The sequence below is a fragment of the Stomatobaculum longum genome, from assembly GCA_000242235.1.
GTDB lineage: Bacteria > Bacillota > Clostridia > Lachnospirales > Lachnospiraceae > Moryella > Moryella longum.
The window spans coordinates 12,512-39,199 of the sequence record JH590865.1 but is presented as its reverse complement, the minus strand read 5'-3'; the positions used below and the strand labels follow the sequence as shown (position 1 = coordinate 39,199).

Below are 26,688 nucleotides of genomic sequence, written 5' to 3'. Positions count from 1 at the left end.
TCACTGGGTATTGTATTATCGCTCCTGATCCCGGCCTTTCTTTTTCTGCCACTGATCAAGAAGTTTCAGAATGGTGTTCTGCATCTGCTGCGTGGTGTAGGATCTGGGAAAGTACTTCCGAAGCTGCTCGTTCCGGAAGGTAACCCGCTCGAGATCCCCTTTCTTTACTTCATTCATGATTTCTCTTGCGGCATTCAGTGTGAAACCGCCTTCCTGACTCAGCTTTTTCAGACGCTGTGCCTGGGAGAGAGACGGGGCCGCCTGCACCTCATCCATAGCCTGGATAAACATTTCCTGTTCCTCTGCCTTCAGGTAAGAAAGCTCAACTGCGGGGTTGAAGGAGATCTGCTTCTGATCAACCATGTCCAATACTTCTGGGGTGAGGTAAGTCAGACGGATAAAACGCTGAACTTGCTTAACACTATCACCAGATTCGCCTGCTATAACTTCAACCGTTTTTCTGCCAAATAAATTGTGGTCAAGTTGGCCACCATTTTCTTTGGGCGGTCGTCCAGCCTGGCGTTTCATCGCTTCGTTTTTCATCTTGTACGCATAGGCTCTCTCACTGGGCAGAATGTTCTCTCTCTGCAAGTTGGAATCCACCATGAGCACTGTCGCTGCATCGTCATCCATACGGCGAACCAGCACCGGAACTTCTGTGAGTCCCGCAAGCTCTGCTGCGTGCGCCCTCCGGTGTCCAGAGATAATCTCGTAGCTACCATCCTCCAGAGGCCGCGCAATCAGAGGCGTCAAGACACCGTACTGTGCAATGCTCTCCGTAGTCCGGAGCATTGCTTCGTCATCCACCACCTTGAAGGGATGCTCCTTAAAAGGAACCAACACGCTGAGACGGATGCTCTGCACACGCTCAAGCTGGCTTTCCGCGCGGCTCTCATCTGTCTCAAAGATATCATCGTAGCTGGTCAAGCTGATGTTTCCGCCTCTTTTCGGCATTTGCCATCACCTCCTTTGTCAGACTTCGGTAGGCCTCGGCGACCTTGCCTCCGGGATCATGCTTGAAAATGCTCACACCCTCGGCGCTGATTTCTGCCGCCCGAACGGAACGAGGAATATCCGCATCATAAACCTTCAGCCTTCTGCCGTAGGTGTCACGGATTAGGGTGCTGATCTCTTTTGCGAAATTCGTGCGGTAATCCACCATGGTCAGCAGTATCCCTTCAATCCTGAGTTTCGGATTAATCTGGCGCTTAACCTTGTTAACCGTCTGAAGCAACTGTTCCAGACCTTTGGCAGAAAGGTAGTTCGCCTGAACAGGAATCAGCACCTGATCCGATGCGGCAAGTGCATTGACGGTGAGCATTCCAAGAGAAGGCATACAGTCCAGCAAAATGAAGTCATAGCTATCCTTCACGGTTTCCAGATATTGCTTCAGAACCGTTTCCCGACTCATGGCATTGACCAATGACACCTCAAGGCCTGACAGCGTGATATTTGCGGGGACAAGCTCGACACCTTCTTCATGCGGTAGTATTCCCTCCTTCGGTGCAAGCGGCTGATCCTGCATGACCTTTGCCATCAAATCCGTCAGAGTGACCGGAAGATCATCCGGTCTGGAATGCCCTAACGCAATGGTCAGAGAGCCCTGCGGATCTGTATCGACTAACAGCACCCGTTTTCCCTCTCTGGCAAGACCGATTCCAAGATTTTCACAGGTGGTGGTTTTGCCGGTTCCACCCTTCTGATTGACGACTGCCATCACTGTGGCTTTCGACATTAATTGATCACCTCCCTAAAACTGGCCTGTGGCCATGTCGTTGTTTACCCACGCCTGATAAAAGGGGCGGATTGTCGCAGGCGCATTGTAGAGCGCGGTCAAGAGATACTGTCTGATATTCCGCACTCTGGTCGTGTTCTCCGAAAGGCACTTCAGAACATAGCGGATATGCTCCGCGTTTAGCTTCATAAAGCGGCTCTTCACCACTGCGAGCGGCTTATCATCACCGGCGATGCGGATAACGCTTCGCTTGGAACAACAGATATCCACCATGAGATCCAGAATGCCGAGAATGGTTTCCTCTTCTCCAAGATTCTCCCGAAGCAGCACGTCAATGGACAGCGATTCTCTGAAATAGCGCTCATAGTCGTTGCGTTCGTCCATCTCATCCCCATCACATCCCGAACGGATGGGATTGATATCGTTATTCTCAGTATTGTTATGATTAGTATTGATTCCTCGTGATTTCGGGTAATCTGCAGTTGTGATATTCACGGCTCCGGAATCGTGTTTTTCACGATTCTGAATTTGTGTTGCCACAGAGCCTTCCACACCGGTAATGAAATTCTTTACAAAAATCAGATTCGGTTTTCCGAGCCCCTGACGCCTCCGTTCAATCAGACCGCATTTCTTTTCAAGCTCATCCAAGAGCTTTGTGGCTTTCTGGTCGGCACAGTTCATGTCTGCCATAATCTGCTCGATGGTGTAGATAATATAGACCCGACCGTTATCATCGCCCCACTTGTTCTTAACGGACAGATCCAGCTTATCGAGCATGATGCCGTACAGGATTTTGGCTTCCGCAGACAGTTGCCTGAACTGCTCTTTTGTAAAAAGCACTTTGGGAACTCGGTAGAAGGAAAACTGTTCCGCCTGGGCCCCGTAGAAATAATCAAACAAGCATCATCACCACCTCACTTCAGGAAAACGCATCTCGCCTTAGCGGCTTCTTCCGGAAGACATCCCCATACTTCGCAAAAAGGCAGCGACTGAACTGACATTTGCGATACTTAAACTCCGGACGGCAGTAGCTGCAACAAGCACAGCTTGCCGGTTTCTCCTTCGTTTTGGAATTCGGTTTCTTTGCTTCTCTTGTCAGCTTTTCATATCGGCGGAAGAGCTCTTCATTTCTGCTCATTTTGCGCCCCGTCCTTCTCCCTGCGCATTTCTCTGCTTGCCTTAAGCCACCTGTCCAGCTCCTTGTAACAGCAGGCGCTGACACATGGCTGCGTTTTCGCATAGCAGCAGCCCTCGCATTTCTTTTCCTGCTCGCTCTTTACGGTCTCGGCCAGATAGTAACAGTTCCGCTCTTCCAGGATGCAACCGGTCTTGCGGTTTTTCCAGAAGAAACAGCATCTACAGCTTTCCGGCTTGTCATCGTAGTAGCGAATGCCATCCACCAGAATGACTCTCCTTCGTTTCTGTTTGTTTCCTCTCAAGCTGATATCCTCCTCTCTTTGCTACGCCCCGGAAAATCCGGAGACGACAAAGCCCCGCAGTGAGTTTTCATCACTACAGGGCTATGTAAGTATCGTATGAGAGGACTGTAAGAGGAATCGGGCTAATCAAGGCGCATGCCTTTGGAAATCTAAAATTCTCGGTCCTTAATTTCTAATGCATTTAGACATTCTCCGTATATAATTGCCATATTTCTAATTTGTTTTTCCGGTTTGAGCACCGGTAAACACAGTTGCGCAGCGAAAAATATACGACCTCCCGCCATTTTTAGCTTGCGTCCCCTCTGAGGACTTGCTCCTGAATTAGAAAAAAAAGCCGTTTTTTAGAAATTATCTAATCGGATCTCTGTTTTTTTAGATGAAAACAGGGGAAGATTGTGCAATCTTCCCCTGTTCCTAACTGTCCCCGGGCGGATTTGAACCGCCGACGTTTCGCTTAGGAGGCGAACCCTCTATCCAGCTGAGGTACGAAGACATATTGGATTTTCCTTTATTTTCAAGGCTTTGCCATGATGGTCAAGAAAACCATGAATCAAATGACTCTGCTCGCCGAACTTCGGCGCTCTGAATCCTCCTTTCCCGTTTCGAACGCCGAACAAAAATCTCGAAATTCGATTTGGCGCATGATAACATGTTTCTTAGGAGGCGAACGCTCTATCCAGCTGAGCTACAAAAACCTATGTTATAATATTATAAAAGCTTTGCGCGGGAAGCACAAGCGGAACAAGGAGGATCCGAGCACATGCACATAGAAACTCTTGGCAATGATACAACTTCTTGCCTCACGGCACTCCGCATTTACAACTCGAATCCGGATTTTCTTTTGCATCACCTCGGGCAGGAGCAAATTTCTCTCGACTTTATCGACGAAGAACGCCGGGAAGCAGCTCACCACGGCTTTGGACTCTGCCTCATCTCGGTGCAAGAGTGCCCCCTCGGCATTCTCGACTATATGCAACGCCCCGACGGTTATGTCTATTTGTCCCTTCTTATGTTGGATGCCTCCGCGCAGCGGCAGGGGCTCGGAAGGCGAGCATACCTTGCGTTTGAGACCCTAGTTCGACGCCGTGGCGCTACACGCATTCGCATCGACGTGGTCAATGACTACGAGCCCAATTTGCTTCCCTTCTGGCAAAAACTCGGCTTCATAGGCACGCGAACGGACAGCCTCTGCTGGGGAGCTAAGCGCTCTCAAATTCTCGTAATGGAAAAACAACTTCGCTAAAAAGGCGGCCCTCCCAAACTGCGGAAGGCCGTCTTTCTTTTCGTATACCTTAGTGCTTACGATAGCGCCTGTCTCTGCCTCTTTGCCGCTTCTTTACTTGGTTCCCGTGAGCGCTACGCCGTTCACATAGAGCGTGTGCCCGTTTGCAGTCACATTCGCCGCATTTCCGTTAAAGGAACTCACATAGCTGTCCGCGCTGAGCGTCCAGGTACTTGTGCTGTCCAGGGTCACCGAGACGGTTCCGACTTCGGTCGAAACGCTCTCGCCCTTTGCATTGCTGATTTTGCCGTCCACGGAACCTTCAAAGCTCGAGCCGTCGCTAAGCTCAAGATTTAAGGTGGAATCGTTGCCAACCTTGACCGCACCCGCAAGCGTCTGCTTGCTCGCCTTCAAGGTCGCAATGTTCTTTCCGCCGCTCCAGCCGTCCGTGCAGACCGAGAGCAGTATCTTCTCGGCATCCTCGTTGACAATCTTGACATCATTCAGCGCAATGACTGCGTCCGTGTTGGTCACATGGAAGACATGGCCGCTCTTACTGCTTAGCTTGCTTACTTACTCACAACCGCATTTTTAAAGTACAGATTGCCGTTGCTGATCATATAGACACCGGACACGTAGCTGTGCAACAAATAGGTACTGGACTTATAGTAGAGCGGCAAAACCGGATACTCCGCCGATACGGTCTCATCGGCCTTTCTGACAAGCTCCGCAAATTTAGCGGGATCTCGCTCCGAGCGGATCTGATCAACAATCGCGTCATAGGTCGGGTTGCTGTAGAACGAAATGTTGGCCACATCGTTCGTGTACAGCAGCGGCAGAAAGCTCATCGGATTCAGATAATCCGCGGAACAGCCCATCGCTGCGACCTCAGAATTACCGTTCTGAACCGCATCGTAAAAGACTGCCCAGTCTGCCGAGCTCACCTCGACCTTAACACCGAGATTCGTTGTCAGCATCTCTGCTATGGCCTCGGCGACCTTCTTTGCGTTGTCGTCGGAGTAATAGGAGAGCTGAATGGTCGGGAAGCTCGCGGGATCGGCATACCCCGCCTCGGCGAGCGCCGCCTTTGCAGCCTCGGGATCTGCAGTCGGCTTCAGATCAAAGTCGGAGCGCCCCTCTGTGATATCCTTGCCGTCGACAACATATCCGGGGGGCAGCACGCTGTAGGCCGGCGTCGCATCCAGTTGGACGACATTGTTGATCAGCGCATTTCTGTCAACCGCAAGTGCCAGCGCTTTCCGCACCAGCGGATTGTTATAGGGCTCCTTGCCGCAGTCGATGTTATAGTAAACTGTTCCGTAACTCGGCGCCACAACCAGTCCCGCATTCTCCGCCTTCAGTCTCGCGATGTCACCGGCGGGGATGCTCCGAATACCGTCGACTTCGCCGTTCTCATAGGCGGTCAAGGCTGTGGAGGTGTCCAAAATGTAGCGGAAATTCAGCTTTTCGAGAGATACATTGGCAGCATCCCAGTAGTTCTCGTTTTTCGTTAGGACAATGGATGCGCCGGGGTTGATCTCCGAAATTTTGAACGGGCCGTTGCAGACATAGGCATTTGCGGACTGTGTCCACTTGTCGCCGTTTGCCTCAATCGTCGCCTTCTGCAGCGGTGAGTAGACCCATGTAGAGACGATGTCTACAAAGAAGGGACAGGGAGCCTTGAGTCGATACTCGAGTGTTTTGTCGTCGATCGCCTTGACACCGAAACTGTCATCGGAGCCTTTCCCCTCGTAATATTCCTTGGCGCCCTCGATGTAGTCGGTCATCATACTAAGGTTCTGCGCTGTTGTCGCCGGCGTGCAGACATGCTTTGCGGCATAGACATAGTCTTCCGCTGTGAGAGGGGAGCCGTCCGACCACTTAAGCCCGTCTCTCAGGTGGAAGGTGTAGACCGTCATATCCTCGTTTTTCTCCCAGTTCTCCGCATTGCCGGGTACAAGCTCGCCCTTGGTGTCGTAAGTGACCAGACCCTCAAAGCAGTTGATGATGAAGGGGGTCGCAAAGGAATTGTTGGTATAGGACGGATCGAGCGAGTCCGGCTGGTTGCTGAGAACAAAAATCAGCTCCTGCTTTCCGGAGGGCTTCGCTGCTTCCGCCGTGCTCTCCGCCTTGGCATCGCCCCCAAGGCTTACTGTCTCCGCCTTGTCACCGGACTTTTTCTCACCGCAGCCCGCGAGCAACACGGACAGGGTGAGCAGCGCCGCCAGGGCTGCACCGTATTTCTTTTTCATACAAATCTCCTCCTTTTCTGTTTTGCTTCTGTCTGCATCTTTTATCTGAATGAAGTGCTTCGACATCCAAGCGATGCCCCGCACCGCAATTCCTCAGTCATACAGGTGGCATGCACAGAGATGTCCGCCGCCCATATCCTTTAAGACAGGCTCTTCTTCCTTGCACTTTTCGGTCGCAAAGGGACATCTCGTGTGGAACCTGCAGGCGCTCGGCGGATGAATGGGACTCGGTATATCGCCCTCGATGCTGCTCTTCACCTTTTGACGCGCAAGCTTCGGATTCGCGACTGGTATCGCGCCGAGCAGCCCCCGTGTGTAAGGATGCAGGGGGTGTGCGTAAATTTCCTCCGCTTCGCAGAGCTCCACGAGCTGTCCCAGATACATGACGCCTACCTCATCCGAGACATAGCGGACCATTGAGAGATCGTGTGCAATGAAGAGATAGGCGGTTCCGCTCTCCTCCTGATAGTCTCGAAGCAGGTTGATGATCTGCGCCTGAATCGAGACATCCAGCGCTGAAATCGGTTCGTCGCAGATCACAAGCTCCGGCTTTAAAATCAACGCCCTCGCAATGCCTACGCGCTGTCTCTGTCCGCCCGAAAATTCATGTGCGTAGCGATTCGCATGCTCTCTGGTGAGCCCCACCTTCTCCAGCATGGGATATACAAATCCCCCTGCCTCCTCCTTGCTCTTCACCAGCTTGTGGGCGAAGAGCGGCTCCGCAAGGATATCGCGCACCGTCATTCTCGCATTCAGAGAGGCATAGGGGTCCTGAAAGATCATCTGCATATGCTTCCGTACCGGGTGGAGCTCCCGCTCGCTGAGATGCGAGATATCCTGCCCGTCAAAGATAATACGCCCCTCCGTCGGCTCATAGATGCGGATGATGGTCCGCGCCGTCGTGGACTTCCCGCAGCCCGACTCGCCGACCAGTCCCAGGGTCTTTCCGCGCTCCAGCCGAAAGCTCACATGGTCGACTGCATGGACCCGTTCTCCTCGTCCCACGGGGAAGTAGCGCGTCAGGTTTTTGACTTCCAACAATACCTGTTTATCGTCTGCCATGGCTTTTCCCCTTATCTTTTCTTGAACGGATTCTGTTCCGCAGGCGCCTCCGGGTCGAGCAGCCAGCATCTCGCGCTGTGTCCCTCTCCCACCGGTTGCAGCTCCGGCAATTCTGCCGCGCAAATCTTTCTCGCATAGCGGCAGCGCGGGGCAAATGGGCAGCCCGCCGGCGGATTTGTCATATCCGGCGGCGAACCCGGAATCGGAATCAGGCGCTCCGCTTTGTCCTGCTGAATGCTCGGCATGGACTCTAGCAATCCCAGGGTATAGGGATGGCTCGGATGCTCGAAGAGCTCATCAATCGGCGCCTCCTCCATGATGAGACCGCCGTACATGACCTCAACTTTTTCGCAGAGCTCCGCAATGACGCCGAGATCATGTGTGATGAAGATAATGCTGGTGCCGTGTTGTTCCTTGAGCTCCCGCATCTGCCGTATGATCTGGTCCTGAATTGTGACATCGAGCGCTGTCGTCGGTTCATCGGCAATCAGGAGTTCCGGGTTGTTTGCAAGCGCCATCGCAATCATGACGCGCTGCCGCATACCGCCGGAAAACTCATGCGGGTAGGCGTGATAGCGCTTTTCAGGCTCCGGGATGCGCACCTCCGCGAAGCGTTTCAGGACCTCCTGCTTCACAGCCTCACGGGATCTATCGCTGTGATGAATCCGTATGATCTCGGCGACCTGTTCGCCGACGGGAATCAGCGGATTCAGCGAAGACATCGGATCCTGAAAGATCATTGCAATCTTCTCTCCGCGAATTTTCCGCAGCTCCTTCATCGAGAGCTTCGTCAAATCCTGACCCTGAAACATGGCCCTGCCGTCCTTGATGACTGCCGTGTCCGGAAGGAGCTTGAGGAGAGTCATATTGGTGATGCTCTTGCCGGAACCGGATTCGCCGACAATGCCGACAATCTCCCCTCTGCGAACCTCAAAGGACACACCGCGGACTGCCTGGACCTCACCGTTTGAGGTCATAAAGGATGTCTTTAGATTTTCCACTCGTAACAAGGTCTCTTCCATTTTCGTTTACTTTCTGAGCTTGGGGTCAAGCGCATCGCGCAGACCGTCTCCGACAAAGTTAAAGGCAAACATGATCAAAACGATAACAAGAGCCGGTATGAATAACTGATAGGGACAGGTTCTCAGATTTTCGGTCGCATCGTTGCACATTGTGCCGAGCGAGGCGAGGGGCGGCTGCAGGCCGATCCCAAGGAAGCCGAGAAAGGCCTCCATGAATATGGCGGAGGGAATCAGCATGGTGACCGTGACCAGAATGGAACCCATCGCATTCGGAATCAGATGTGCGAGGAGTACGGTTTTCGCCGAGGAGCCTATGGTCTTTGCCGCCAGCACAAATTCCTGCTGCTTGAGCGAGAGCACCTGCCCTCTGACCACACGCGCCATATCCACCCAATATGTCGTCCCGAGCGCCACCATAATACTCTGCAGTCCCGCACCCATCAGAACCATAATCAGGATGACGTAGAGGGTCAGCGGGATCGTACTGATAATATCGACCACACGCATCATTGCCATATCAACCCGCCCGCCGAAATAACCGGAAATTCCGCCATAGACAATGCCGAGAATCAGGTTGACTCCGGCCGCGACAAAGGCGACCAACAGGGATACCCGCGTGCCGTACATCAGCCTTGTCAGAATATCCCTTCCAAGGGCATCCGTCCCGAAAAGATAGGAGCGGTTCCACAGCGTCCTTGCTTTTGCAATGACTAGTGTGTCGGGGTCGATTACCAAATAGGGCGTTTTTCCGTAATACAGGGCTATCTCTGCGCCTCCGCAATCGTAAATGCTCATCTGCCGCGCACTGTCCTCGCGCAGCTTGCCAAGCTGTTCTCCCAGGCTGCCGTCTTTGTTGACGGAAAGCAGCTTCAGATTCTGTGTGATGTAGAGATAGCCGGACTGATCCGGTGTCTCAAAGACCCTCATCATCGGAGATACATTGACCAGGCCCAGGTTCTGCTCGGAATAGCTGCGTCCTGTAAAAAGCGGTCCCAGAAACGCGAACAGCATGAGCAGCATGATGATCACAAAACCCGTAATCGCAGTCGGCTTTCTGTGAAAGCGAAACCACACATCTCCCGCGAAGCTCCGGTTTCTGCCCCAGATTTTCTCTCGCGCCTCATTTGATTGTTCCAACACTTCCCATTTGGAGTCCATAGCGCTCTCCTTTGCTCAATTCTGCCGCACTGCCGCTCAATCGTATTTGATTCGGGGATCAATCAGGCAGTAAAAGACATCGACGACCATCGTCATAACCATGAGGAAGGTCGCGTAAAAAATAGTGACGCCCATGATGGTTGTATAGTCTCTCTGCGAGACACTGTTGACAAAGTGAACTCCGAGGCCCGGAATCGCAAAGATCTTCTCAACGACGAAGGAACCTGTCATCAGATTCGCGATCATCGGCCCCAGTACCGTAATGACGGGAATCAGCGCGTTTCGGAGGGCGTGATTCGTGATCACGGAAAACTCGGACAGTCCCTTGGCCCTTGCCGTCCGAATGTAATCCTGCCCCATCACCTCGAGCAGCGAACTTCTCATCAGTCGCGCAATATAGCTGATGTCATAGCCTCCGAGCGCAATGACGGGTAGAATATATCCCTTCCAGCTTTCAATGCCGTAGGTCGGAAGCAAGCCCAATTTGAATGCAAAGAAATAGATCAGAAGTGAGGCGATCACAAAGGACGGAATTGTGACACCTACCGTTGCGAACGCCATGACCAGCATATCCTGCCACTTCCCGTTTTTGACTGCCGCACAAATTCCCATGGGCAGCGCAGCTAACAGGACAAAGACAATGGTAATGCCACCGAGCTTCGCCGAGACCGGGAAGCCGTCGGCGATAAACTCATTGACCGTTTTCCCCGGATATTTATACGATGGTCCGAAATCCCCGCGGACTACCCCCTTCAGGTAATCTACAAACTGAAGCGGAAGCGGATCGTTCAAGTGATACTTTTCATTCATAGCCGCTTCGATTTCAGCCGAGAGCTTTTTTTCACCCGTGAACGGACCGCCGGGAACCGCATGCATGATGGCAAAGGTCAGCAGGATGATGAGAAACATCGCAACTGCCATCATTGCGACTCGTTTCATGAAATACCGCGCCATATTCTCCCTCCCCGCGAAATTCAGACTGCTTTTGCCCCTTCGGCAAAAGTTCACGCAACTCACTTTCGTGAATCACCGCGTTATATCGCTCTTTATTTGTTCCCAAATCTATCACAATTGTTTCACGAAATCAACACAATTGTATATTTATGCTTATTTCTTTTTTTGCCCGGGCGAAAAGCCCAAGAAAGGCAGTCGAAAAAGCGAGACAGCCTGAGCTGTCTCGCTTTCAATGATCCTTTGTCAATCCTTTATCGGATTCGGAACCCGTGCTCATCCGACTTTAGCGGAATCGTCCGAGCCTCCATGTTTTCGATTTTCACATATCGCCCCCGCTCGATTTCCAGAATCACCCGGTCAATCTGCTCTTCCGTCCCTTGTATCTCCATGCTGACAGAACCGTCGTCCTCATTTCGCACCCAGCCCACGGCGCCCGCAAACTCGGCGGCATACTTTGCCCGGTAGCGAAAGCCGACGCCCTGCACAAAGCCGTAAAATCGAAGGTATTTCCGTATCATAAGCGACTCCTATATCTCGTGCCGTCTGTTCATCCCGAAGCGACATTCCTCCTTTTGCCCGAGCGCTTAACGCTGTCATGTCGCTTGTATCTTGACATGGCAGAGCTCTCTGCGTTTCCTTTAACGAAACGCTATATCGAGCTTATCGTCCAGACTGTCCTCCTCCACCGTAAAATACTGCCTGCTTCCGGGTCTGCGGTAAAAGAGCGCTAGTTGCCCTGTCTGCTGCACCAGAACGGCCTCCAACTTGCCTGCCACCCCTTCCTCGGACTCTGCGGAGATGAGAGCGCCGCTGTCAAGCTTCTCCTTCAGCGCAGCGAGATAGCTGTGCCCGAGTTTCGAGAGTCCGGCCTCATTCATGCGGAAGCAGAGCTTCACCGCCCGGTCTCCCACAGGATAGTAGAGCTCACAGAAGGGCGCATCCTTCGTGTACTCGTGCTCCTCCGGACGGAAAAGTTCGTAAAAGTCTCTGAGCCCTGCCTCGTCCTTTCGGATGCAGGCAATGGCGCGCTTCTTTTCCGGTCCGTCCTCATCCCTTCCCTCCTGCAGTGCCCGGTCCGCTTCGGGATCGATCCAGTGGTAGAGCATCGCTTCCAGACTTGCCCCTTCTTCCACTTCCCGCCTTAGGGTGAGGAACTCATAATCGCCCGGTTCGAGCTTTAATCCCTGCTCTGCCGCGGCGCGTGCGCCCTCCTTGTCTCCGAAGGCCGCGCGAAGCTTTCCGAGCAAGAGGTAAGTCCAGGGGTAGCCCGCTTCTTCAAGCACACCTTGTTCCGCATAGCGCAGCGCCTCTTCCGGATAGCCGCTGTACAAAAGTCCCACGGCATAGCGGTAATACCAGACACCGGAACCCTTGGCGTTTTCCTCGGCGTCCTTCATCCACGCTTGCCCGCGGTAGTAATAACTGTATTCTCCGAAGTTATTGCAGGCGAGTCCGTAGTAGAGCGAGAGTTTCAAATCCCGGCGCGCCTGCTTCTTTGAAAAGCGGCCGGCCGCGGCGCCCGCATCCACGAACTGCTCGATCCAACGCACCATTTTCCCGTAATAGCCGCCGTCATCCTCGAGGAAGGCCTCCAGGGTCTCAATGTCTTTTGGCGAAAGCAGGGAGCCGGTCTCCTCGTACCGTTTCGGTTCCGCGCGGAAGAGGGTAATTCCGCCCACATTTCGCCGAAAGCTGTGAAACTCCGCTCCGGTCATGCCTCTCTCCTTGAAAAAGGCAAGGGCGGCATCCAGCGCGGACTCCAAATCCCAGGCAATAAAATCCAAATAGCCGTAGTACAGGCCGCTCGCAAAGCCCGTATGGCAGAGGGCATCCTCTCCGCCGTGTTCGCTCAAATAGGCGCGCAATTCATCGCGAAATGCCGCGAGCGCCTCTTCTCTTCCCTCTTCCGGAAAGGTACTGAGGGGATACAGAAGGAAGCCCGGCACAATGCCGTTCCGGTGATATTCATCAACCAGATCGCTCTCTCCGTGCAGATATTCATTGATGGCCGCAGAAAAGCGCGTGCTGCCCTCATAGACATCCAGGCGCCAGTCGGCATCCGGATTTTCATCCGCGTCGAGTTGATACGCAATTTCGGAAGCGTCCAGATAGGCTCCGGCATCCTCCCACGCGGGATAGCCGAGCTCCGTTACATACGCGTATAAGTCCGAGAGTTTCTTCGCCTCGCTGTCCTCGGGCGCTTCCAGTAACTCGATACCCGTGAGGAACGCAATCGCCGCTATGTCTCCGAGTATCTGGTTCGTTAGCTTATAGAGCATCCACTCCGCCCGCCGCGGGTTCTCCCGCTGCAGGGGCAGGAGCTTTTCACAGTAGAGTTTCAGAGAAAAGAGTTGCTCTCCGGTCGGGATCAGCCAAATGTCTACATCTGCGGCATCAATTTGAACGCTGTCTTGTTGCAACGCAAACTTATCGCTCGGCGCGGAACCCGCCCGTATCTTCCAATGTTCCAGAACTTCCTTCGGTGCGCGGCGGCAAAAGTACACGAGGGGATAGAGCGCGGAGCGTCTTCCCTCCGCGCAGAGTATGAGCTCATACTTCTCTCCGTCAAAGCCGAGTTCAAACGAGACATCCCGAATGGCCTGCTCCAGTACGGCGCCGCAGCGCTGCAACATCGCCGCTCCATCGTCCTCGTTTCGGTCGATTGCCGCCCGGAGCTCTGCCTCGATTGCAAGGAAGTCAGCCCAGGCCTCCTTTGTTCTCTCCCGGAAATTTTTCTCAAAGCGCGGAAAGGTAAGACGCTCCCTGCAGTCTTCGACATAGTCTCTTACTTCCTCGTCTTCCGGGCGCAGGGAAAAAGCGCGCTCAAAGTAGCTAAGCGCAAGCCCGTCCTCGTCGAGGTAATAATAAGCGAGCGCCATCAGCCGGTTATGCCGAAAATCTTCCGATTGCGCCTCTTCGTGCGCTGCCAAGACTGCAATCGCCTTATGATAGAGCTCTGTTCCCTCGGTCTCCGCAAGTGCGAGATAGGCCTCCGCGAGCTCTGCATCCCCCTCGGGGCCGCGCTCCTCGGCGGGAATGGCCTCCAACATCTCCCTGCTCTTCTCAAACGCGCCGCTCTCGTTCCATTGCCGGCATTGTTCCAAAATATCCACGCGCTTTCCTCCTCATTCGCTTTCCGACTTTTGCCGAAACGCAGCATAGCCCTTGCTCACTGCAAAGGACTTCGAAAACCAATCCTACCCTACTCCGAAAATTCTCCGTCCACCATGCCGTTCAAATAATGTCCGGGGTCGGCGATAAACGCTTCCCAGCTTGCGAGCGGGCAGAATTCCTCCTGCTCCGTATCGAGGTACCAGATTCGCTTGTCTCTCGGACTCCAGAGCAAAAGATAATCGCTGTAGTTGTCCATCTCCGCCATGAGAGACAAGAGCTTTTTCCGCTTCCAACGAAACTCCCGAAGTTCAAGATAGGGGTAAAACACCATCCACCGCACCGACTCCCGCTCGGAAAATTCGAGGCGCAGCGCTCCGTTTTTAAAATACGCTGTCATGGCCGCCGGCAGATGATAGCTCTTTAGCTGTCTAAGCTTTTCCTGCTCGTTGTGCCAGCCCTCCGGCTCGAGAGAGCGCAAATACTCTGCCATCTCTCCGTTCTTATTCTGTACCGCCAGCGTATAAGGACGGTCGCCGTATTTGTCCGCAAGGGTGATATCCGCCCCCTTTGAAACGAGATAGCGAAGAAGTTCAAAGTGATTCTCGCGTGCCGCCTCCGTGACCGGGGTAGAGGCATAGGGAAAGACCATGTCCGGCTTATGAAAGTTGATGTCCGCCCCCTGCTCTAAGAGGTACTCCGTGAGCATGCGGTTCCCGCTGTGCGCCGCAGCGCGGAGCGGCTTGCCGCCATAGCGCCGTAAATCCAAGGATAGTATATCGATTACGGGCAGTATCTTCGGATCTCTGACATCTTCCAGGCAAAAGAAGAGACGGCTTATGTTCTCTTCCCTCGAAGTAACGCGGATGCCCGCCTCCACCAGCGATACGAAAGCACTCAGCTCTCCCTTGTTGAGCGCCTCATAGAGACTCTCCTCATTCGGCTCACTCATGCCTCGTTTTCCTCGGTATAGGTCCGCTCGATGTCTATGAACTGAATGTAGATGCCGGAGACCTCACCCTCGCTGTCATAGCCGAAATACGTCGGATAATAGCCGTCTCCCCAGCCGCTCGCAAAGAGAGCCACTTCCGCATTCGCACCCGGAACCTCCCACTTGAGCCAGTCGCCCCATTCTCCCTGATATTTCGGATGTTCCGCTGCGTTCTTTTTTAAGAGTTCTTCCAGTAAATCGCCGTAGAGGTCAAAGTCGCTGTCCTGCTTTGTCTTCTCTTCCAGGAAGGCAAGATAAGCTTCTTTTGTAGCGAAGTCCGCGATGCAAGCCATGCCGGCATCCACGCCGAAGCCGAAGTAATCTCCCTCCTTAAATTCTCCCTCGAGTCTCTCCTCGCCCGTCACCGCGAGCTCGTAGCGCACCGTTTCTCGGCCGCTCACTTCCAGCTTTGCACAGGCATAGCGGTCTCCGTACGCCTTGCTCGGCACCACGCAGAGCTTAAGCGTATAGCTTCCGGCCGGTATGGTCTGCAGATAGGGCACGGCATCATCCAGGGTGACCATGGGGTCACAGACCACGATTTTCCCCGTCGGAAAATGCACAGGCCCGAGATCCAGGATATCTACTTCCTTTCTTCCGATGACCTTCTCCGTAAAATAGCGCTCCAATTTGACATCCGCGTCCAGAATTTCACGCACTGCCTCATACTGTTTCATCCACTCTGCTGTCGGCATCTTTTTTCCTCTCGATAAACCGGTTTTTCCGGTGTTTTTATTGACTCCGTTTTTCAGCGCGTCCCCGACGCGCACTCGCCCATATTGATATCCAGTACCTCTCTCGGAGGCTGAATCAACGCAGCCTCATAACGGCAGGACCAGTGCAGCGCAGAGCTCATCTCTCCGTCTACGACGCCGTCCACCGTCTCCCCGTCCGCAATTACATTTCCGCTGCCAAGCAGATAGGCGGCCACATTGTAGGCGTGATTCACAACCCAATTCGGGTTCATGCCGTGGAAATGGTACTGTAAATCGGGCAGAAAGAGAGTGCTCATGCCGAGGGTATCCACGACCATGTCCTCGCTGTCCTGCACATTGAAAAAACGCACATTGACACCGAAGTAGATGAAGCGGTTGGTGCCCTCCGTCTCATCCCGCCGCACGCTCTCCGCAGTAAACAGTTTTCCGGAACTCGGGAAATAGAAGGCCTCACAGTCCGGGTAAAGTTCCGAAAGGGCCTCCAGAAAGTCCATGTCGAGGGTGGCGCGCTTTGCGGCCGGAAGCGCCCTCGCAAGCATATCGGTCGCAATCACACGGTAGCGGCAGTTGCCGAGTATACGGTCCCTCTCCTCGAGGCAGTCCCACATCTGGCTCCGAAGGAAGTCATCGATCTCCTCGCCGTCAAATGCCGTGCACGCCGTCACCATGAGCTGCACCGGCACGCTTTGATCTTGAAACTCTGCCCTATAGTCGAGTGCCGCAAAACCCGCTGTCTTGCCGTCGTGGCAAAAGCACTCTGTCTTTCCGACATGCTTCTCGATGACCGCACACATCCGCTCCTTAGACGGCATCGCTGCCGGCTCTCGGAACAGGAGCTCTATCACAAAAGGACCACCGGGGCGTTCTGCCTTGTTCTCATCCAAATCCTGTCGAAATACTTCTTCGCTCATCCTTTTCTCCCGTTTAAAGTCGCTCCGAACGAGCGCTCCCTTTCAGCTCTCAAACAATTCCAAACGCAGGGCTTTCAGTTCTTCGCGGAATTCCGCAAGCGAAGTCTCGTCCATCACCTCTGTGATATCGTATTCCTTCGCATGTTCCGCAAAGTCAAGGAGCGCTGCCCGAAGAACTTCCTTTTCTTCGCTGCTCGCTGTCAGGCGAATGTTCCGCGCTTCGAGCCCTTCATCCAAGTCTTGTAAATTTACGCTCCCGCTCCGCAGGCACTCTAAGTGGAGGGCCGCAAGGTCGCCGATCAGATCAATGGCATAGTAAAAGTTTAGTTCCAATCCCTCGCGGTTCGTAAAGCGAAGCGCATCCCCGGTCATGCGGAGCGAAGACGCCCGCTCTTCGAGCGCCTTAAGGCCCGTCCTTGCAAAAATCTCGCCGAGCCCTATCTCATCTTTTTCAAAGTCTTCCAGTAGGCTTAAGAGAGTCAGACTATCGTCCGTCCCGCCGATATAACTGCCCCAGTAGCTCTCTATGTACATGCTTCGCTCCTTCCGTACCCGCAAGCCTTTCCCGCAAACATGCAGGATCCGTTTACCGTTTCAGCTAACATTGCTCTCGCAGAGCGCCGAACGAATTTGTTCTCCCAGTTCCCGAAAACGCGCTTCCTTTCCGTCGTGGTGACCGTAGTCGTCCATGGAAGACCGCAGCTTTACGCCCTTTTTTCTCAAAATGTCCGCGACCCGCACTGCGGCATCCGCAGCCCTAGATAGCGGCGCCGGATGCCCTTCTCCCTCGCGTCTGCCGTTTTGCAGATAGAGGCGGCAATTCGTATTCCGGATTTCCGTCCTCGCGCAGTAGTCCGCAAAACCCGGGTACCAAAAAGAACCGCAGAGTGAGAAGACGGCACACGCTGCGGTCTCGCGGAATATGCTGTACACTGCCGCAAGCCCGCCGAGGGAATATCCTGCGTAGGCAATGCGCCCCGCGTCAATGGGATATTTCGCTATCAGTTCCGGAAGTTTTTCCTCGAAAAGCTCCCTGTGATACCCATCCGCCCCTCCCCCGAAGGGCGGTGCATCCGCCCGGAATGCGGGCTGCGGCCAGGGACTGAAATCCGCGGTTCTCTCCTCCGAAACCACGGACAGCACAAACATATCCGAAAGAAAAGCCGCAAGCGTCTCGGGAAGCGCATCGTTCCAGAGAAGCAGGGGGTAAAGCTTGCCCTTCTCGAATTCTTGCGGCAGTTGTAAACTGTACTGTCTCACGCGTCTCACTTACTCTTATGCTCTATGATCTTCACGACAAAATCATAGACGCGCTTGGTCGAGGGAATATTCAGTCTCTCCTCGGGCGTATGAATGTCCTTCATATCCGGTCCGATCGAGACCGCATCGAGGTTTTTAATTTTTCCCGAGAGGATGCCGCACTCCAGCCCCGCGTGAATGGCCTGCACCGAAAGCTCTTTTCCGAAGAGCTCGCGGTAGATGGCCGCCGCCTCATCGCGGAACGCAGACTCCCGCACATACTCCCAAGCCGGGTATGTACTGTGCACGAGTGCGGTCGCCCCAAAGCAGCTGCTCACCAGCTCCAGCTTGTCGATGACCGCCTGAAAAGCAGTCGCAATCGAACTGCGGACAGAATAGCTGAGTGTGAGCTTATCTGCCTCCAGCTTTGTGATGCCGAGGTTCACCGAGGTCTCAACCAGACCATCGATATCGGCGCTCATCCGTTGCACACCGTAAGGCAGTGCTTCCATGAGTCCCAGAACCTGCTTGGTGCTATCCTCGGTGAGCGCTGCCTCCTCGCTGTCCGCAATCGCCGCCGTGAGCGACAAGCTCGGATCTGTCGCTGCATACTCTCTGCGGAGCACCGCTTCCTCCGCTTTCACCGCTTCGCGGAAAGCGCTCGTGCTGACGCTGTCTGCGAGCACCACTTCCGCGCTCGCCTCTCTGGTAATCGCATTGTACTTTGCGCCACCCTCGAGAGAGACCAAACGGAACGCGTAATCTTCGCGGAGCCCTGTCAGGACCCGCGCTAACAGCAGCGCCGCACTGGCTCTGCCCTTGCCGATTTCCATACCGGAATGTCCGCCGGTAAGACCGGTCGCCGCAAGGCGAATGTGCTCTCCTCTGACCGCAGCACGCCGAACCGGCAGTGTGATATCCGCATCGCCGCCGCCTGCGCAGCCCGCGAGCGCAATTCCCTCTTCATCGGAGTCCAGGTTTAACATTCTGTTTCCCTTCAGCATGGACACATCGACCGCATGGGCCCCGCCCATATCCGTCTCCTCCGAGACTGTGCAGATGAATTCAAGACGCGGGTGCCGTAAAGTCGGCGAGTCGAGCAGCGCAAGCGCATAGGCGAGCGCAACGCCGTCGTCTGCACCGAGCGTGGTACCTTTCGCGCGGAGCCAGTCGCCGTCAATATAGAGATCCAGCCCCTCCTTCGTCATATCCTTTTGGCAGTCCGCCGTCTTCTCCGTGACCATATCCATGTGTCCCTGCAGGATGATCGGCGGTTCGTTCTCATAGCCTGCCGAGGCTTCCTTGATGATAATCACATTGTGCTTCTCATCGGCGTAGTGTTCCAGGCCTCTCTCTTTTGCAAAGCGCTGCAGATATGCGCTGATTTTCTCCTCGTGATGGGAAGGTCTCGGAATTCCGGCAATTTCCTCAAAAAAAGCAAATACTTCCTTCGGTTCCAGTTCACTGCATACAGCCATTGTGCACCTCTTTCTGTCTGGCGTCATTCCCCGATATGCTGTTATTTTGTGCTCTATTCACTATAACTGAAATAAACTGCTTTTAAAAGACTTGCACTCTGACAAAAAAGAGAGAGCTTCACGCGGAAGTTCTCTCTCTTTGCAATTCACCACATAGCCTTTCCCTGCATCCATACGGTTCCCTTAAACCGCCGTCCCACCTTGGGTTCTCCCTGCAAATCCAGCGTGTTGATATAGACATGAAACGGAAGATCATGCGAACGAATCAGAAAATCCCAAATTAATTCTCCGGTATCCCGGTTTTTCCGCTGGCTGATTTGCTGAATCTCCCCGACCACCACATAGAGGTCACACTCGATTCCGTCCGGCATAAAGCAGGAATCCACAATCGAATAAATATCCTCTTGCCGCAATCGCCGATTGACGGACTCGTAGAGACGCAAATCGCTGTTGGTCAGATTCTTCATTGCGTTCTCATCGCCCTCTTTTGCGGCACTGATCATGCGCGCGCGCTCCCGCTCCGTCATGTGCAGCAGTTCACGCTGGCGGTCATTCTTATAGACCGGCAACAGAATTTTGCCGTCCCGGCTGAGGCCGCCGAGCGCCACACCGCGCGGCAGGCTGTACTTTGCCAGTGCGCGCTGTTGCCGGTATTCCGCCACATTGGTCAGGCGGAATATCAGACTGATTCCGATCCGCATGTCGTCGATTAAGCCCGAGTAGACCTCATTGTCCACATGGCGCTCTATCATACACTCTGCGGTCGAAGTCATTTCATCGACATCAATATAGGGCAGGTAGCGCTCCCGGATGAGCTTACCGCCCTCTCCGACATAGCCTCCCATCGCAATGCCAAGCCTGTCGCCGAGCGGCGCACGGAGTTCCCAGAGCCTGTCACCGTTTCGCATGGCGATATGGTGAACGGCATCCCGGCAACGGAGCAGCATATCCTCCAGAATTTCTCTGGCCTCCCTGTCACTCTCCACCCTTGCATAGCCCACTGTCCGAAAAAATCTGTGCATCCTTTGATTCCTACCTAAAACCTTCCGCGCATTTCCTCTTGTTTAGAAAATACGCCAGCCGCAAATAAAGTTTCTCTCCCACCAGCCATTCAGGGAGCGATGCACCACCCTTCCGTTCGAAGAGCTCGCATCGATGACACCGCCGCCGCCTGCGACAATACCGACATGTCCGGATACCACAATGATATCACCCGCCTGCAACTCCGAATAGCTGTTAATTCTCTGGCCTCTGCCCGAGCTCGCCCAGCCGCCGGAAGTCATATAGGACTGGCTCACGCCCGAGTGGTTCAAGCACCAGTAGACAAAGCCCGAGCAGTCAAATGCGTTGTCACCCTTGGCACCCCAGACATAGGGCGTGCCGAGCTTGGAACTTGCGACGCTGAGCAAGGTTCCCACCGAGCCGCTGCCCGAGTACGTGTAACTCGAACCGCCGCCTCCGCCCTGAGAGCCGGAATTTCCGTTCTTTTTTCCGCCGTTCTTCGGCTTGTCATTGTTCTGTTTCGGCGTCTTAGCCTTCGGCTTCGGCGCCGGCTTCACGACATCGTTGCTCGTGAGTTTTGCCATGGTCGAGGCGCCGACCGAGCCGTCCGCTGTGAGGCCGTTCCGCTCCTGGAAGGCCTTGACCGCATTCTTGGTCGCCTCCCCGTAGTAGCCGGTCGCAAGCTGCTTGTCGAGGTACCCCCACTTGCTGAGCAGTTCCTGTACCTTCTCCACCGAGTCGCTCTCGTCGCCGAGCGTCAGGCCGAACGGCTGCGCGTTGGGACTGTTCAGGGCATCGCGGGTACCGGGTCCCAGATACCCGTCGACCACCTGGTTGTTCCGGCTCTGGAACTCCTTGATGGCCATGACGGTGCCGAGTCCGAAGTTGCCGTCGGCCTCGCCGGTCAGATAACCGAGCGCCTTTAATCTCTGCTGTGCTGCCATGACAATGTCGCTCTTCTCGCCGTAGACAACCATGTTCGGCTTCACCTCGTCCGAGTAGATGAGGTTCATCGTCTTGAGGCCCACCTTGCCGTCATCGCTGAGGCCGTTCATCTGCTGAAACTTCTGCACCGCAACCAGGGTCTTGGCATCGTAGGTGCCGCTCACATCGGTCGTCTGTGCGAGATAGCCGAGCTGATAAAGTCTCTGCTGCAATGTCTGGATGTCCGTGCCGCTGTCGCCCTCCTGCGCCGTGTAGTAATGCGCATTTTCATCCATAATGGCCTTCAGCGTCGATTCCCCCACAATGCCGTCCTGCGGCAACTTGTTCTGTCGCTGATACACCTTGACCGCTGCGGCTGTCACCTCGCCGTAGTAATCCGTCGGCTCATCGTTGTCCATAAAGCCGAGTTGCATGAGACGCGCCTGCAGATCTTTGACAATCCAGTTCCGCGTGCCGATGCGGATAATTTCCGGCGCAGGCTCTGTGGTCGGCACCGCGAGATCCATGTCCGGAAACTGTGCGCCGCCCGGTGAAACGGCCAGAATATCGCCGTTTGCCGCCGAAGCTTCCGCCTCTGCGCCGCTGCTCCCGGCGCTTGCCGCTTCGCTCCCCGTACTCTCCGCTGCCGTGCTGTCCGCAGCTTCGGCTACACTGCTGTCAGCACTGCTCTTCGTTCCTGTCGCTGTATCTGCTGTCACACTGCTCTCCGCACTCGCTGCGCTCTCCGCTGCTGCCTCACTGCTCCTGCCGGTTTTACCCTGCGAGCAGGCGGTCAGCATCGCAGCTGCGAATATCAGCGCGAGCGCCTGCTTCTTCGAAATTCTCCGTCTCATGTCCTGTCCTCGACTTTATGTATGAAAACGCGGGATTCCCCGCGGAATGTAAATGGTATTACGGTTAATATTTATGCCTGCAACGCAGCGGATAATGCCGCAAACTGTGCCAGCGAGAGGGTCTCTCCCCGCACCGTCTCCGGAAGTTCCAGTGCCTGCAGTGCCGCTGTAATCTTGTCCTTCGCAAAGCCCGCATTCTTGAGTCCGTTGACCAGCGTCTTTCTTCGCTGGTTAAACGACGCCCGGATAATACGGAACAAAAGCGCTTCATTTTCTGCCTGCACCGGCTTTTCCCGGTACTTTTTGAGGCAGATGACCGCAGACCCGACTTTGGGGCGCGGCAAAAAACAGTGCGGCGGTACGTTCGCCACGATCTCTGCCGCGGCATAGTACTGCACCGCGAGCGAAAGCGCACCGTAGTCCTTGCCGCCCGGGGAAGCCTGCATACGTTCCGCGACTTCCCGCTGCACCATGACGGTAATGCTCACGATCGGCAGCTTGCTCTCCAGCAATGTCATCAGAATCGGCGTTGTGATGTAGTAGGGAAGGTTCGCGACAACCTTCATGGGTCTGCCGCCGAGCTTCTCCGCCAGTTCATCGAGATTCTGTTCCAGAATATCGCCCTGCAGAATTTCGACATTGTCATAGTCTGCGAGACTCTCTTCCAGAATCGGAATCAGCGTGCGGTCTATCTCGACCGCGAGGACTTTTCCGGCCCGCTCTGCGAGGTGCTGGGTCAGGGTGCCGATTCCGGGACCTATCTCCAGTACAGCATCTTCTTCCGTCAGCTCCGCCGCTGCCGCAATCCGGTCCAGCACGTGGCTGTCAATCAGAAAGTTCTGCCCGAATTTCTTTTGAAAGCGAAACTCCGTGTGGCGCTGTAAGAGCGCAATCGTATTTTCCGCTCTGCCGAGATCTGCCATCAGCCCACCTCCTCGTTCGCAAGTTTGGGGAAGCAGCGCCGCGCATTCTCTTCGGTGACGCGTTGCACCTCTTCTGCGGAAATCCCCCGAAGGCGCGCAATCTCTTCCGCAATCCGGGTTAGATTTCGCGAATCGTTCCGCTTGCCGCGATTCGGCTCTGGCGCGAGGTAGGGGCTGTCTGTCTCGAGCAGAATACGCGAGAGCGGCACAGCCGCCGCGACCTCTTTCATCTTCTTCCCGTTCTTAAATGTCACAACACCGCCGATGCCGATATAGAACCCAAGTTCCGTATAGCGGCGCGCGAGCTCCGCACCGGAAGAAAAGCAGTGAATTACCCCGCCGATGCCGCGCGCCGCTGCGCGCTGCATCTCATCAAACGTGTCCTGCGCTGCCTCTCTGGAGTGAATGATGACCGGAAGCCCGGTCTCCGCCGCCAAATCCAACTGGCGTCGAAACCAAATCTTCTGTATGTCCCGCGTCGGTTCCTCGTAGTGGTACTCCAGTCCGATTTCACCGATTGCAACCACCTTCGGATGTTTCGTGAGTTCCGCAAAGTCGCCGAGAACGCGATCGCTCAATTCTTCCACATAATTTGGATGTGCGCCGAGTGCCGCATATACCCAATGGTAACGCTCTGCGAGCTTAAGCCCCGTATAACTCGATTCAACCGAAGCGCCTGCGTTAATGACCTTTCGGATACCGTATTCTTTCAGGTCTTCAAGCAACACATCCCGGTCCGCATCAAAGGCTTCGTCGTCATAGTGTGCGTGTGTATCTAAGAGCATCAGCCGATCTCCGCACCGGAGGCCACACCTTCCGTCATCGTCGTCATCAGGCTCAGATTTCCGTTCTCATCTGCGGCCGAGAGCAGCATGCCCTGCGACTCCATACCGGCGAGACGCGCGGGCTTCAGGTTCACGATTGCCATGACCTGCTTGCCGGCGAGTTTTTCCGGCTCCGGATACCATTTCTTGATACCGGAGAGAATCTGAATCTGCTTGCCGCCGCAATCCAGCCGGAAGCAGAGCAGCTTCTTCGACTTCGGCACTTCCTCGCATTTTAAGACCTTGCAGACGCGGAATTCGCACTGCGAAAAGGCATCGTACTCCACTTCCGGCTTTGCGGGAATCCGCACATCCGCCGCTGCCTGTGCCTCCTCGGTCTTCTCTGCCTCCGCGGAAGTTTCTTCCTCTGCGGCGGTCTCCGCATTCAGCTTTGCCTCAACCTCCTTCGGGTCCAGGCGGCGGAACAGAATCTCTGCCTCAGCCGCTACCCGGTTGCCCGACGGATAGAGACCAAAGCTCGTCATTGCCTCAACATCCCGCTTCTCCGTGTTGAGCTCCTTCAAAATCTTCTCAGAAGTCTCCGGCATGAAACTGAAGAGCAGCGAAGCACCGATGGTCAGCGCCTCGGTCAGGTTGTAAAGCACAGTCTTCAGTCTGTCCTGCTTTGCCTCGTCTTTTGCGAGCGCCCAGGGTAGAGTCTCGTCGATATACTTGTTGCAGCGCTTGAAGATATTCCAGAGTTCCGTCATCGCGTCCGCAACGCGGAGCACATCCATCTTCTCCCGCACCTTCTTGACCTCGGTGAGAACAGTCTCCGTAAACTCTGCGTCGAGCGCCCGCTCCTCCTCGGAGAACACGGCTGTCGTCTTCTCGACCACGCCGCCGAAATACTTATTGGTCATCGCAATCGTGCGGCTTACAAGGTTTCCGAGCACGTTTGCGAGATCGGCATTGTAGCGCTCTACCATGAGATCCCAGCTGATGCTGCCGTCGTTCTCAAACGGCATCTCGTGCAGACAGAAATAGCGCACCGGATCCACGCCGAAAAAGGCAACCAGGTCATCCGCATAGAGCACATTGCCCTTGGACTTCGACATCTTGCCGCCGGCCTGTAAAAGCCACGGATGACCGAAGACCTGCTTCGGCAACGGCTCGCCGAGTGCCATCAGGAAGATGGGCCAGTAAATCGTGTGGAAGCGGACAATATCCTTTCCGATCAGATGCAAATCCGCCGGCCAGTACTTTTTATAGAGCTCTCCGCTGTTGCCGTCCGCATCATAGCCTATGCCTGTCGTATAGTTGGTCAGGGCGTCGAGCCAGACATAGACCACATGACCCGGCGCAAAGTCGACCGGAATTCCCCAGTCAAAGCTGGTGCGCGACACGCAGAGATCCTGTAGACCCGGCTTCAGGAAATTATTCATCATCTCGTTCTTTCTGGAAACGGGCTGAATAAACTCCGGATGCTCTTCAATGTACTGAATCAGGCGATCCGCATACTTGCTCATGCGAAAAAAGTAGGCTTCCTCCGAAGCCGGCTTCACCTCTCTGCCGCAAGTCGGGCACTTGCCGTCGACAAGCTGCGACTCGGTCCAGAAACTCTCACAGGGCGTACAGTAGAGGCCCTCGTAGGAACCCTTGTAAATATCTCCCTGCTCATAGAGCTTTTTGAAAATCTTCTGTACCTGCTTCTCGTGGTAGGGCTCGGTGGTCCGCATAAAGCGATCATAGGATGTGTTCATGAGGTCCCAGATGCGCTTAATCTCCGCGGATACCTTGTCGACATAGGCCTGTGGCGTCATGCCGGCATCTTTTGCTTTGCCCTCAATCTTCTGACCGTGCTCATCCGTTCCGGTCTGAAAATATACGTCATAGCCCTCTTCGCGCTTAAAGCGGGCAATCGCGTCCGCCAGAATAATCTCATAGGTATTTCCGATGTGCGGCTTGCCGGAAGCATAGGCAATCGCCGTCGTGATATAGTAGGGTTTTCTGATTTTTTCTCCCATAGTCAGCCTCCGCATATTCTTCGATTCTTATTAGTGTAACATATCAGAGCAACATGTGATAGAGTTCTCTGCGGCTGATTCCGCGGTCTTTTGCGGCTTTTTTCATGGCTTCTTTTCGATCAAAGCCCTGAGACTCATACCAGGCGACATGCTCGGCCGGTGTGAGATCCGCAAATGCCTCCGCCTCCTCTGCCCGCAGCTCCGCTTCGCTCTTACCGGCGATCACCAGAACATATTCGCCGCGGATTTCCGCGCGTCCCGCTTCGTCCGCATAGCGCTGCAGGAAATGCGAAAAACTGCCCCGCTGCACCTCCTCATGCTTTTTCGTGAGTTCGCGCACCAGACTGAGCTGCCGCTGCCTGCCGAGCACCTCCGCAAGTTCCGCGAGTGTCCTTGCAAGACGGTGGGGCGCCTCATAGAGAATCATGGTTCTCGTCTCATCCCGCAGTGCTTCCAGTCTCACCCTGCGCTCCTTTTTGTCCTGCGGCAAAAAGGCCTCGAAGACAAAGCGCCCGGTCGGCTGTCCGCTGACGGCAAGTGCACTCACAGCCGCGCAGGGTCCCGGCACAATGGTGACCTCAATGCCGGCATCCAGTGCGAAACGCACCAGCACCTCACCCGGATCCGAAATCGCCGGCATACCCGCATCGGTCACAACCGCGATGGTCTCTCCCTGCTCCGCACGGCGCACGAGTTCATAAGCTTTTTCGGTCCGATTATACTCGTGATAGCTGGTCATATGTGTTCGGATTTCAAAGTGGTTCAAGAGTTTGATTGTATTCCGGGTATCCTCCGCCGCAATGAGATCCGCCTCCCGCAGCGTCGCAACGGCGCGCGGACTCATATCCGAAAGATTTCCGATCGGTGTCGCAACCAGGTATATTTTTCCGCGTTCTTCCACTGC

General features: G+C 54.6%; 25 protein-coding genes and 1 tRNA gene. 1 reads left to right on the top strand and 25 read right to left on the bottom strand.

Features of this window, described 5'->3' with window-relative positions:
* Positions 1–15 precede the first annotated feature (15 nt).
* The 5 genes from HMPREF9623_RS10060 to HMPREF9623_RS10035 form a co-directional block, all read right to left on the bottom strand.
* A complete protein-coding gene (locus HMPREF9623_RS10060; RefSeq protein ID WP_009533767.1) occupies positions 16–954 on the bottom strand; it encodes a ParB/RepB/Spo0J family partition protein in 939 nt (312 codons plus the stop codon).
* Positions 911–1,735 (bottom strand): ParA family protein, encoded by an 825-nt coding sequence (locus HMPREF9623_RS10055; RefSeq protein ID WP_009533766.1) that lies wholly within the window; start codon positions 1,733–1,735, stop codon positions 911–913. The genes HMPREF9623_RS10060 and HMPREF9623_RS10055 overlap by 44 nt, the downstream gene beginning before the upstream one ends.
* Positions 1,736–1,750: 15 nt before the next feature.
* Positions 1,751–2,635: a DUF6017 domain-containing protein gene (locus tag HMPREF9623_RS10050; RefSeq protein ID WP_009533765.1), complete on the bottom strand. Its 885-nt coding sequence runs from the start codon at positions 2,633–2,635 to the stop codon at positions 1,751–1,753.
* Positions 2,636–2,859: 224 nt separating this feature from the next.
* The gene (locus tag HMPREF9623_RS10040; protein WP_050806363.1) at positions 2,860–3,174 is read right to left on the bottom strand and encodes a hypothetical protein; all 315 of its coding nucleotides are present in this window, start codon (positions 3,172–3,174) and stop codon (positions 2,860–2,862) included.
* A 419-nt stretch (positions 3,175–3,593) separates the two neighbouring features.
* Positions 3,594–3,667: transfer RNA gene (locus HMPREF9623_RS10035), tRNA-Arg, on the bottom strand.
* Between the two features lie 267 nt (positions 3,668–3,934).
* Here HMPREF9623_RS10035 and HMPREF9623_RS10025 point away from each other — a divergent pair.
* The gene (locus HMPREF9623_RS10025; protein ID WP_009533762.1) at positions 3,935–4,417 is read left to right on the top strand and encodes a GNAT family N-acetyltransferase; all 483 of its coding nucleotides are present in this window, start codon (positions 3,935–3,937) and stop codon (positions 4,415–4,417) included.
* A 93-nt stretch (positions 4,418–4,510) separates the two neighbouring features.
* On the opposite strand, the gene HMPREF9623_RS11560 is transcribed toward HMPREF9623_RS10025, so the two are convergent.
* The 20 genes from HMPREF9623_RS11560 to rsmI all read right to left on the bottom strand — a co-directional run bounded on the left by HMPREF9623_RS11560 (position 4,511) and on the right by rsmI (position 26,685).
* Positions 4,511–4,930, bottom strand: a complete 420-nt coding sequence (locus tag HMPREF9623_RS11560) for a hypothetical protein (RefSeq protein ID WP_009533761.1) — start codon at positions 4,928–4,930, stop codon at positions 4,511–4,513.
* Between the two features lie 35 nt (positions 4,931–4,965).
* The gene (locus tag HMPREF9623_RS10015; protein ID WP_009533760.1) at positions 4,966–6,648 is read right to left on the bottom strand and encodes a peptide ABC transporter substrate-binding protein; all 1,683 of its coding nucleotides are present in this window, start codon (positions 6,646–6,648) and stop codon (positions 4,966–4,968) included.
* Between the two features lie 93 nt (positions 6,649–6,741).
* Complete coding sequence (locus HMPREF9623_RS10010; RefSeq protein WP_009533759.1) at positions 6,742–7,710, bottom strand: ABC transporter ATP-binding protein; 969 nt, start codon at positions 7,708–7,710, stop codon at positions 6,742–6,744.
* Positions 7,711–7,721: 11 nt separating this feature from the next.
* Positions 7,722–8,732 (bottom strand): ABC transporter ATP-binding protein, encoded by a 1,011-nt coding sequence (locus tag HMPREF9623_RS10005; protein ID WP_040800446.1) that lies wholly within the window; start codon positions 8,730–8,732, stop codon positions 7,722–7,724.
* Positions 8,733–8,738: 6 nt separating this feature from the next.
* Complete coding sequence (locus HMPREF9623_RS10000) at positions 8,739–9,890, bottom strand: ABC transporter permease (protein WP_009533757.1); 1,152 nt, start codon at positions 9,888–9,890, stop codon at positions 8,739–8,741.
* 36 nt (positions 9,891–9,926) lie between these two features.
* On the bottom strand, positions 9,927–10,844 hold the full coding sequence (locus HMPREF9623_RS09995) for an ABC transporter permease (RefSeq protein ID WP_009533756.1): 918 nt from the start codon (positions 10,842–10,844) through the stop codon (positions 9,927–9,929).
* Positions 10,845–11,095: 251 nt separating this feature from the next.
* Positions 11,096–11,362, bottom strand: a complete 267-nt coding sequence (locus HMPREF9623_RS09990; protein ID WP_009533755.1) for an acylphosphatase — start codon at positions 11,360–11,362, stop codon at positions 11,096–11,098.
* Between the two features lie 120 nt (positions 11,363–11,482).
* Entirely contained in the window at positions 11,483–13,957 is a 2,475-nt protein-coding gene (locus tag HMPREF9623_RS09985; protein ID WP_009533754.1) for a tetratricopeptide repeat protein, read from the bottom strand.
* A gap of 89 nt (positions 13,958–14,046) precedes the next feature.
* Positions 14,047–14,907 carry an ankyrin repeat domain-containing protein gene (locus tag HMPREF9623_RS09980; protein ID WP_009533753.1) on the bottom strand — a complete coding sequence of 287 codons (861 nt, stop codon included), beginning with the start codon at positions 14,905–14,907 and terminating at the stop codon, positions 14,047–14,049.
* The gene (locus tag HMPREF9623_RS09975; protein WP_009533752.1) at positions 14,904–15,641 is read right to left on the bottom strand and encodes a DUF4241 domain-containing protein; all 738 of its coding nucleotides are present in this window, start codon (positions 15,639–15,641) and stop codon (positions 14,904–14,906) included. Before HMPREF9623_RS09975 ends, HMPREF9623_RS09980 begins: the two co-directional genes overlap by 4 nt.
* A gap of 53 nt (positions 15,642–15,694) precedes the next feature.
* Positions 15,695–16,573, bottom strand: a complete 879-nt coding sequence (locus HMPREF9623_RS09970) for a DUF4261 domain-containing protein (protein ID WP_009533751.1) — start codon at positions 16,571–16,573, stop codon at positions 15,695–15,697.
* Between the two features lie 42 nt (positions 16,574–16,615).
* Complete coding sequence (locus tag HMPREF9623_RS09965; protein ID WP_009533750.1) at positions 16,616–17,107, bottom strand: imm68 putative immunity domain-containing protein; 492 nt, start codon at positions 17,105–17,107, stop codon at positions 16,616–16,618.
* A gap of 60 nt (positions 17,108–17,167) precedes the next feature.
* Complete coding sequence (locus tag HMPREF9623_RS09960) at positions 17,168–17,833, bottom strand: alpha/beta hydrolase-fold protein (protein ID WP_050806362.1); 666 nt, start codon at positions 17,831–17,833, stop codon at positions 17,168–17,170.
* Positions 17,834–17,838: 5 nt separating this feature from the next.
* On the bottom strand, positions 17,839–19,290 hold the full coding sequence (locus HMPREF9623_RS09955) for an aminoacyl-histidine dipeptidase (protein ID WP_009533748.1): 1,452 nt from the start codon (positions 19,288–19,290) through the stop codon (positions 17,839–17,841).
* 146 nt (positions 19,291–19,436) lie between these two features.
* Positions 19,437–20,312 (bottom strand): DUF3881 family protein, encoded by an 876-nt coding sequence (locus tag HMPREF9623_RS09950; protein ID WP_009533747.1) that lies wholly within the window; start codon positions 20,310–20,312, stop codon positions 19,437–19,439.
* A 42-nt stretch (positions 20,313–20,354) separates the two neighbouring features.
* Positions 20,355–22,070, bottom strand: a complete 1,716-nt coding sequence (locus HMPREF9623_RS09945) for a C40 family peptidase (RefSeq protein ID WP_009533746.1) — start codon at positions 22,068–22,070, stop codon at positions 20,355–20,357.
* 71 nt (positions 22,071–22,141) lie between these two features.
* Positions 22,142–22,993: a 16S rRNA (adenine(1518)-N(6)/adenine(1519)-N(6))-dimethyltransferase RsmA gene (gene rsmA, locus HMPREF9623_RS09940; protein WP_009533745.1), complete on the bottom strand. Its 852-nt coding sequence runs from the start codon at positions 22,991–22,993 to the stop codon at positions 22,142–22,144.
* Positions 22,993–23,778 carry a TatD family hydrolase gene (locus HMPREF9623_RS09935; RefSeq protein ID WP_009533744.1) on the bottom strand — a complete coding sequence of 262 codons (786 nt, stop codon included), beginning with the start codon at positions 23,776–23,778 and terminating at the stop codon, positions 22,993–22,995. Before HMPREF9623_RS09935 ends, rsmA begins: the two co-directional genes overlap by 1 nt.
* The gene (metG, locus tag HMPREF9623_RS09930) at positions 23,778–25,784 is read right to left on the bottom strand and encodes a methionine--tRNA ligase (RefSeq protein ID WP_009533743.1); all 2,007 of its coding nucleotides are present in this window, start codon (positions 25,782–25,784) and stop codon (positions 23,778–23,780) included. Before metG ends, HMPREF9623_RS09935 begins: the two co-directional genes overlap by 1 nt.
* A 43-nt stretch (positions 25,785–25,827) precedes the next feature.
* On the bottom strand, positions 25,828–26,685 hold the full coding sequence (rsmI, locus tag HMPREF9623_RS09925) for a 16S rRNA (cytidine(1402)-2'-O)-methyltransferase (protein ID WP_306697538.1): 858 nt from the start codon (positions 26,683–26,685) through the stop codon (positions 25,828–25,830).
* Positions 26,686–26,688: the final 3 nt, after the last annotated feature.

Coding starts and splice junctions, on each gene's coding strand:
- HMPREF9623_RS10060 (WP_009533767.1), bottom strand. CDS start 954: ATGCCGAAAAGAGGCGGAAACATCAGCTTGACCAGCTACGATGATATC.
- HMPREF9623_RS10055 (WP_009533766.1), bottom strand. CDS start 1,735: ATGTCGAAAGCCACAGTGATGGCAGTCGTCAATCAGAAGGGTGGAACC.
- HMPREF9623_RS10025 (WP_009533762.1), top strand. CDS start 3,935: ATGCACATAGAAACTCTTGGCAATGATACAACTTCTTGCCTCACGGCA.
- HMPREF9623_RS10015 (WP_009533760.1), bottom strand. CDS start 6,648: ATGAAAAAGAAATACGGTGCAGCCCTGGCGGCGCTGCTCACCCTGTCC.
- HMPREF9623_RS10010 (WP_009533759.1), bottom strand. CDS start 7,710: ATGGCAGACGATAAACAGGTATTGTTGGAAGTCAAAAACCTGACGCGC.
- HMPREF9623_RS10005 (WP_040800446.1), bottom strand. CDS start 8,732: ATGGAAGAGACCTTGTTACGAGTGGAAAATCTAAAGACATCCTTTATG.
- HMPREF9623_RS10000 (WP_009533757.1), bottom strand. CDS start 9,890: ATGGACTCCAAATGGGAAGTGTTGGAACAATCAAATGAGGCGCGAGAG.
- HMPREF9623_RS09995 (WP_009533756.1), bottom strand. CDS start 10,844: ATGGCGCGGTATTTCATGAAACGAGTCGCAATGATGGCAGTTGCGATG.
- HMPREF9623_RS09990 (WP_009533755.1), bottom strand. CDS start 11,362: ATGATACGGAAATACCTTCGATTTTACGGCTTTGTGCAGGGCGTCGGC.
- HMPREF9623_RS09980 (WP_009533753.1), bottom strand. CDS start 14,907: ATGAGTGAGCCGAATGAGGAGAGTCTCTATGAGGCGCTCAACAAGGGA.
- HMPREF9623_RS09975 (WP_009533752.1), bottom strand. CDS start 15,641: ATGCCGACAGCAGAGTGGATGAAACAGTATGAGGCAGTGCGTGAAATT.
- HMPREF9623_RS09970 (WP_009533751.1), bottom strand. CDS start 16,573: ATGAGCGAAGAAGTATTTCGACAGGATTTGGATGAGAACAAGGCAGAA.
- HMPREF9623_RS09965 (WP_009533750.1), bottom strand. CDS start 17,107: ATGTACATAGAGAGCTACTGGGGCAGTTATATCGGCGGGACGGACGAT.
- HMPREF9623_RS09955 (WP_009533748.1), bottom strand. CDS start 19,290: ATGGCTGTATGCAGTGAACTGGAACCGAAGGAAGTATTTGCTTTTTTT.
- HMPREF9623_RS09950 (WP_009533747.1), bottom strand. CDS start 20,312: ATGCACAGATTTTTTCGGACAGTGGGCTATGCAAGGGTGGAGAGTGAC.
- HMPREF9623_RS09945 (WP_009533746.1), bottom strand. CDS start 22,070: ATGAGACGGAGAATTTCGAAGAAGCAGGCGCTCGCGCTGATATTCGCA.
- rsmA (WP_009533745.1), bottom strand. CDS start 22,993: ATGGCAGATCTCGGCAGAGCGGAAAATACGATTGCGCTCTTACAGCGC.
- HMPREF9623_RS09935 (WP_009533744.1), bottom strand. CDS start 23,778: ATGCTCTTAGATACACACGCACACTATGACGACGAAGCCTTTGATGCG.
- metG (WP_009533743.1), bottom strand. CDS start 25,784: ATGGGAGAAAAAATCAGAAAACCCTACTATATCACGACGGCGATTGCC.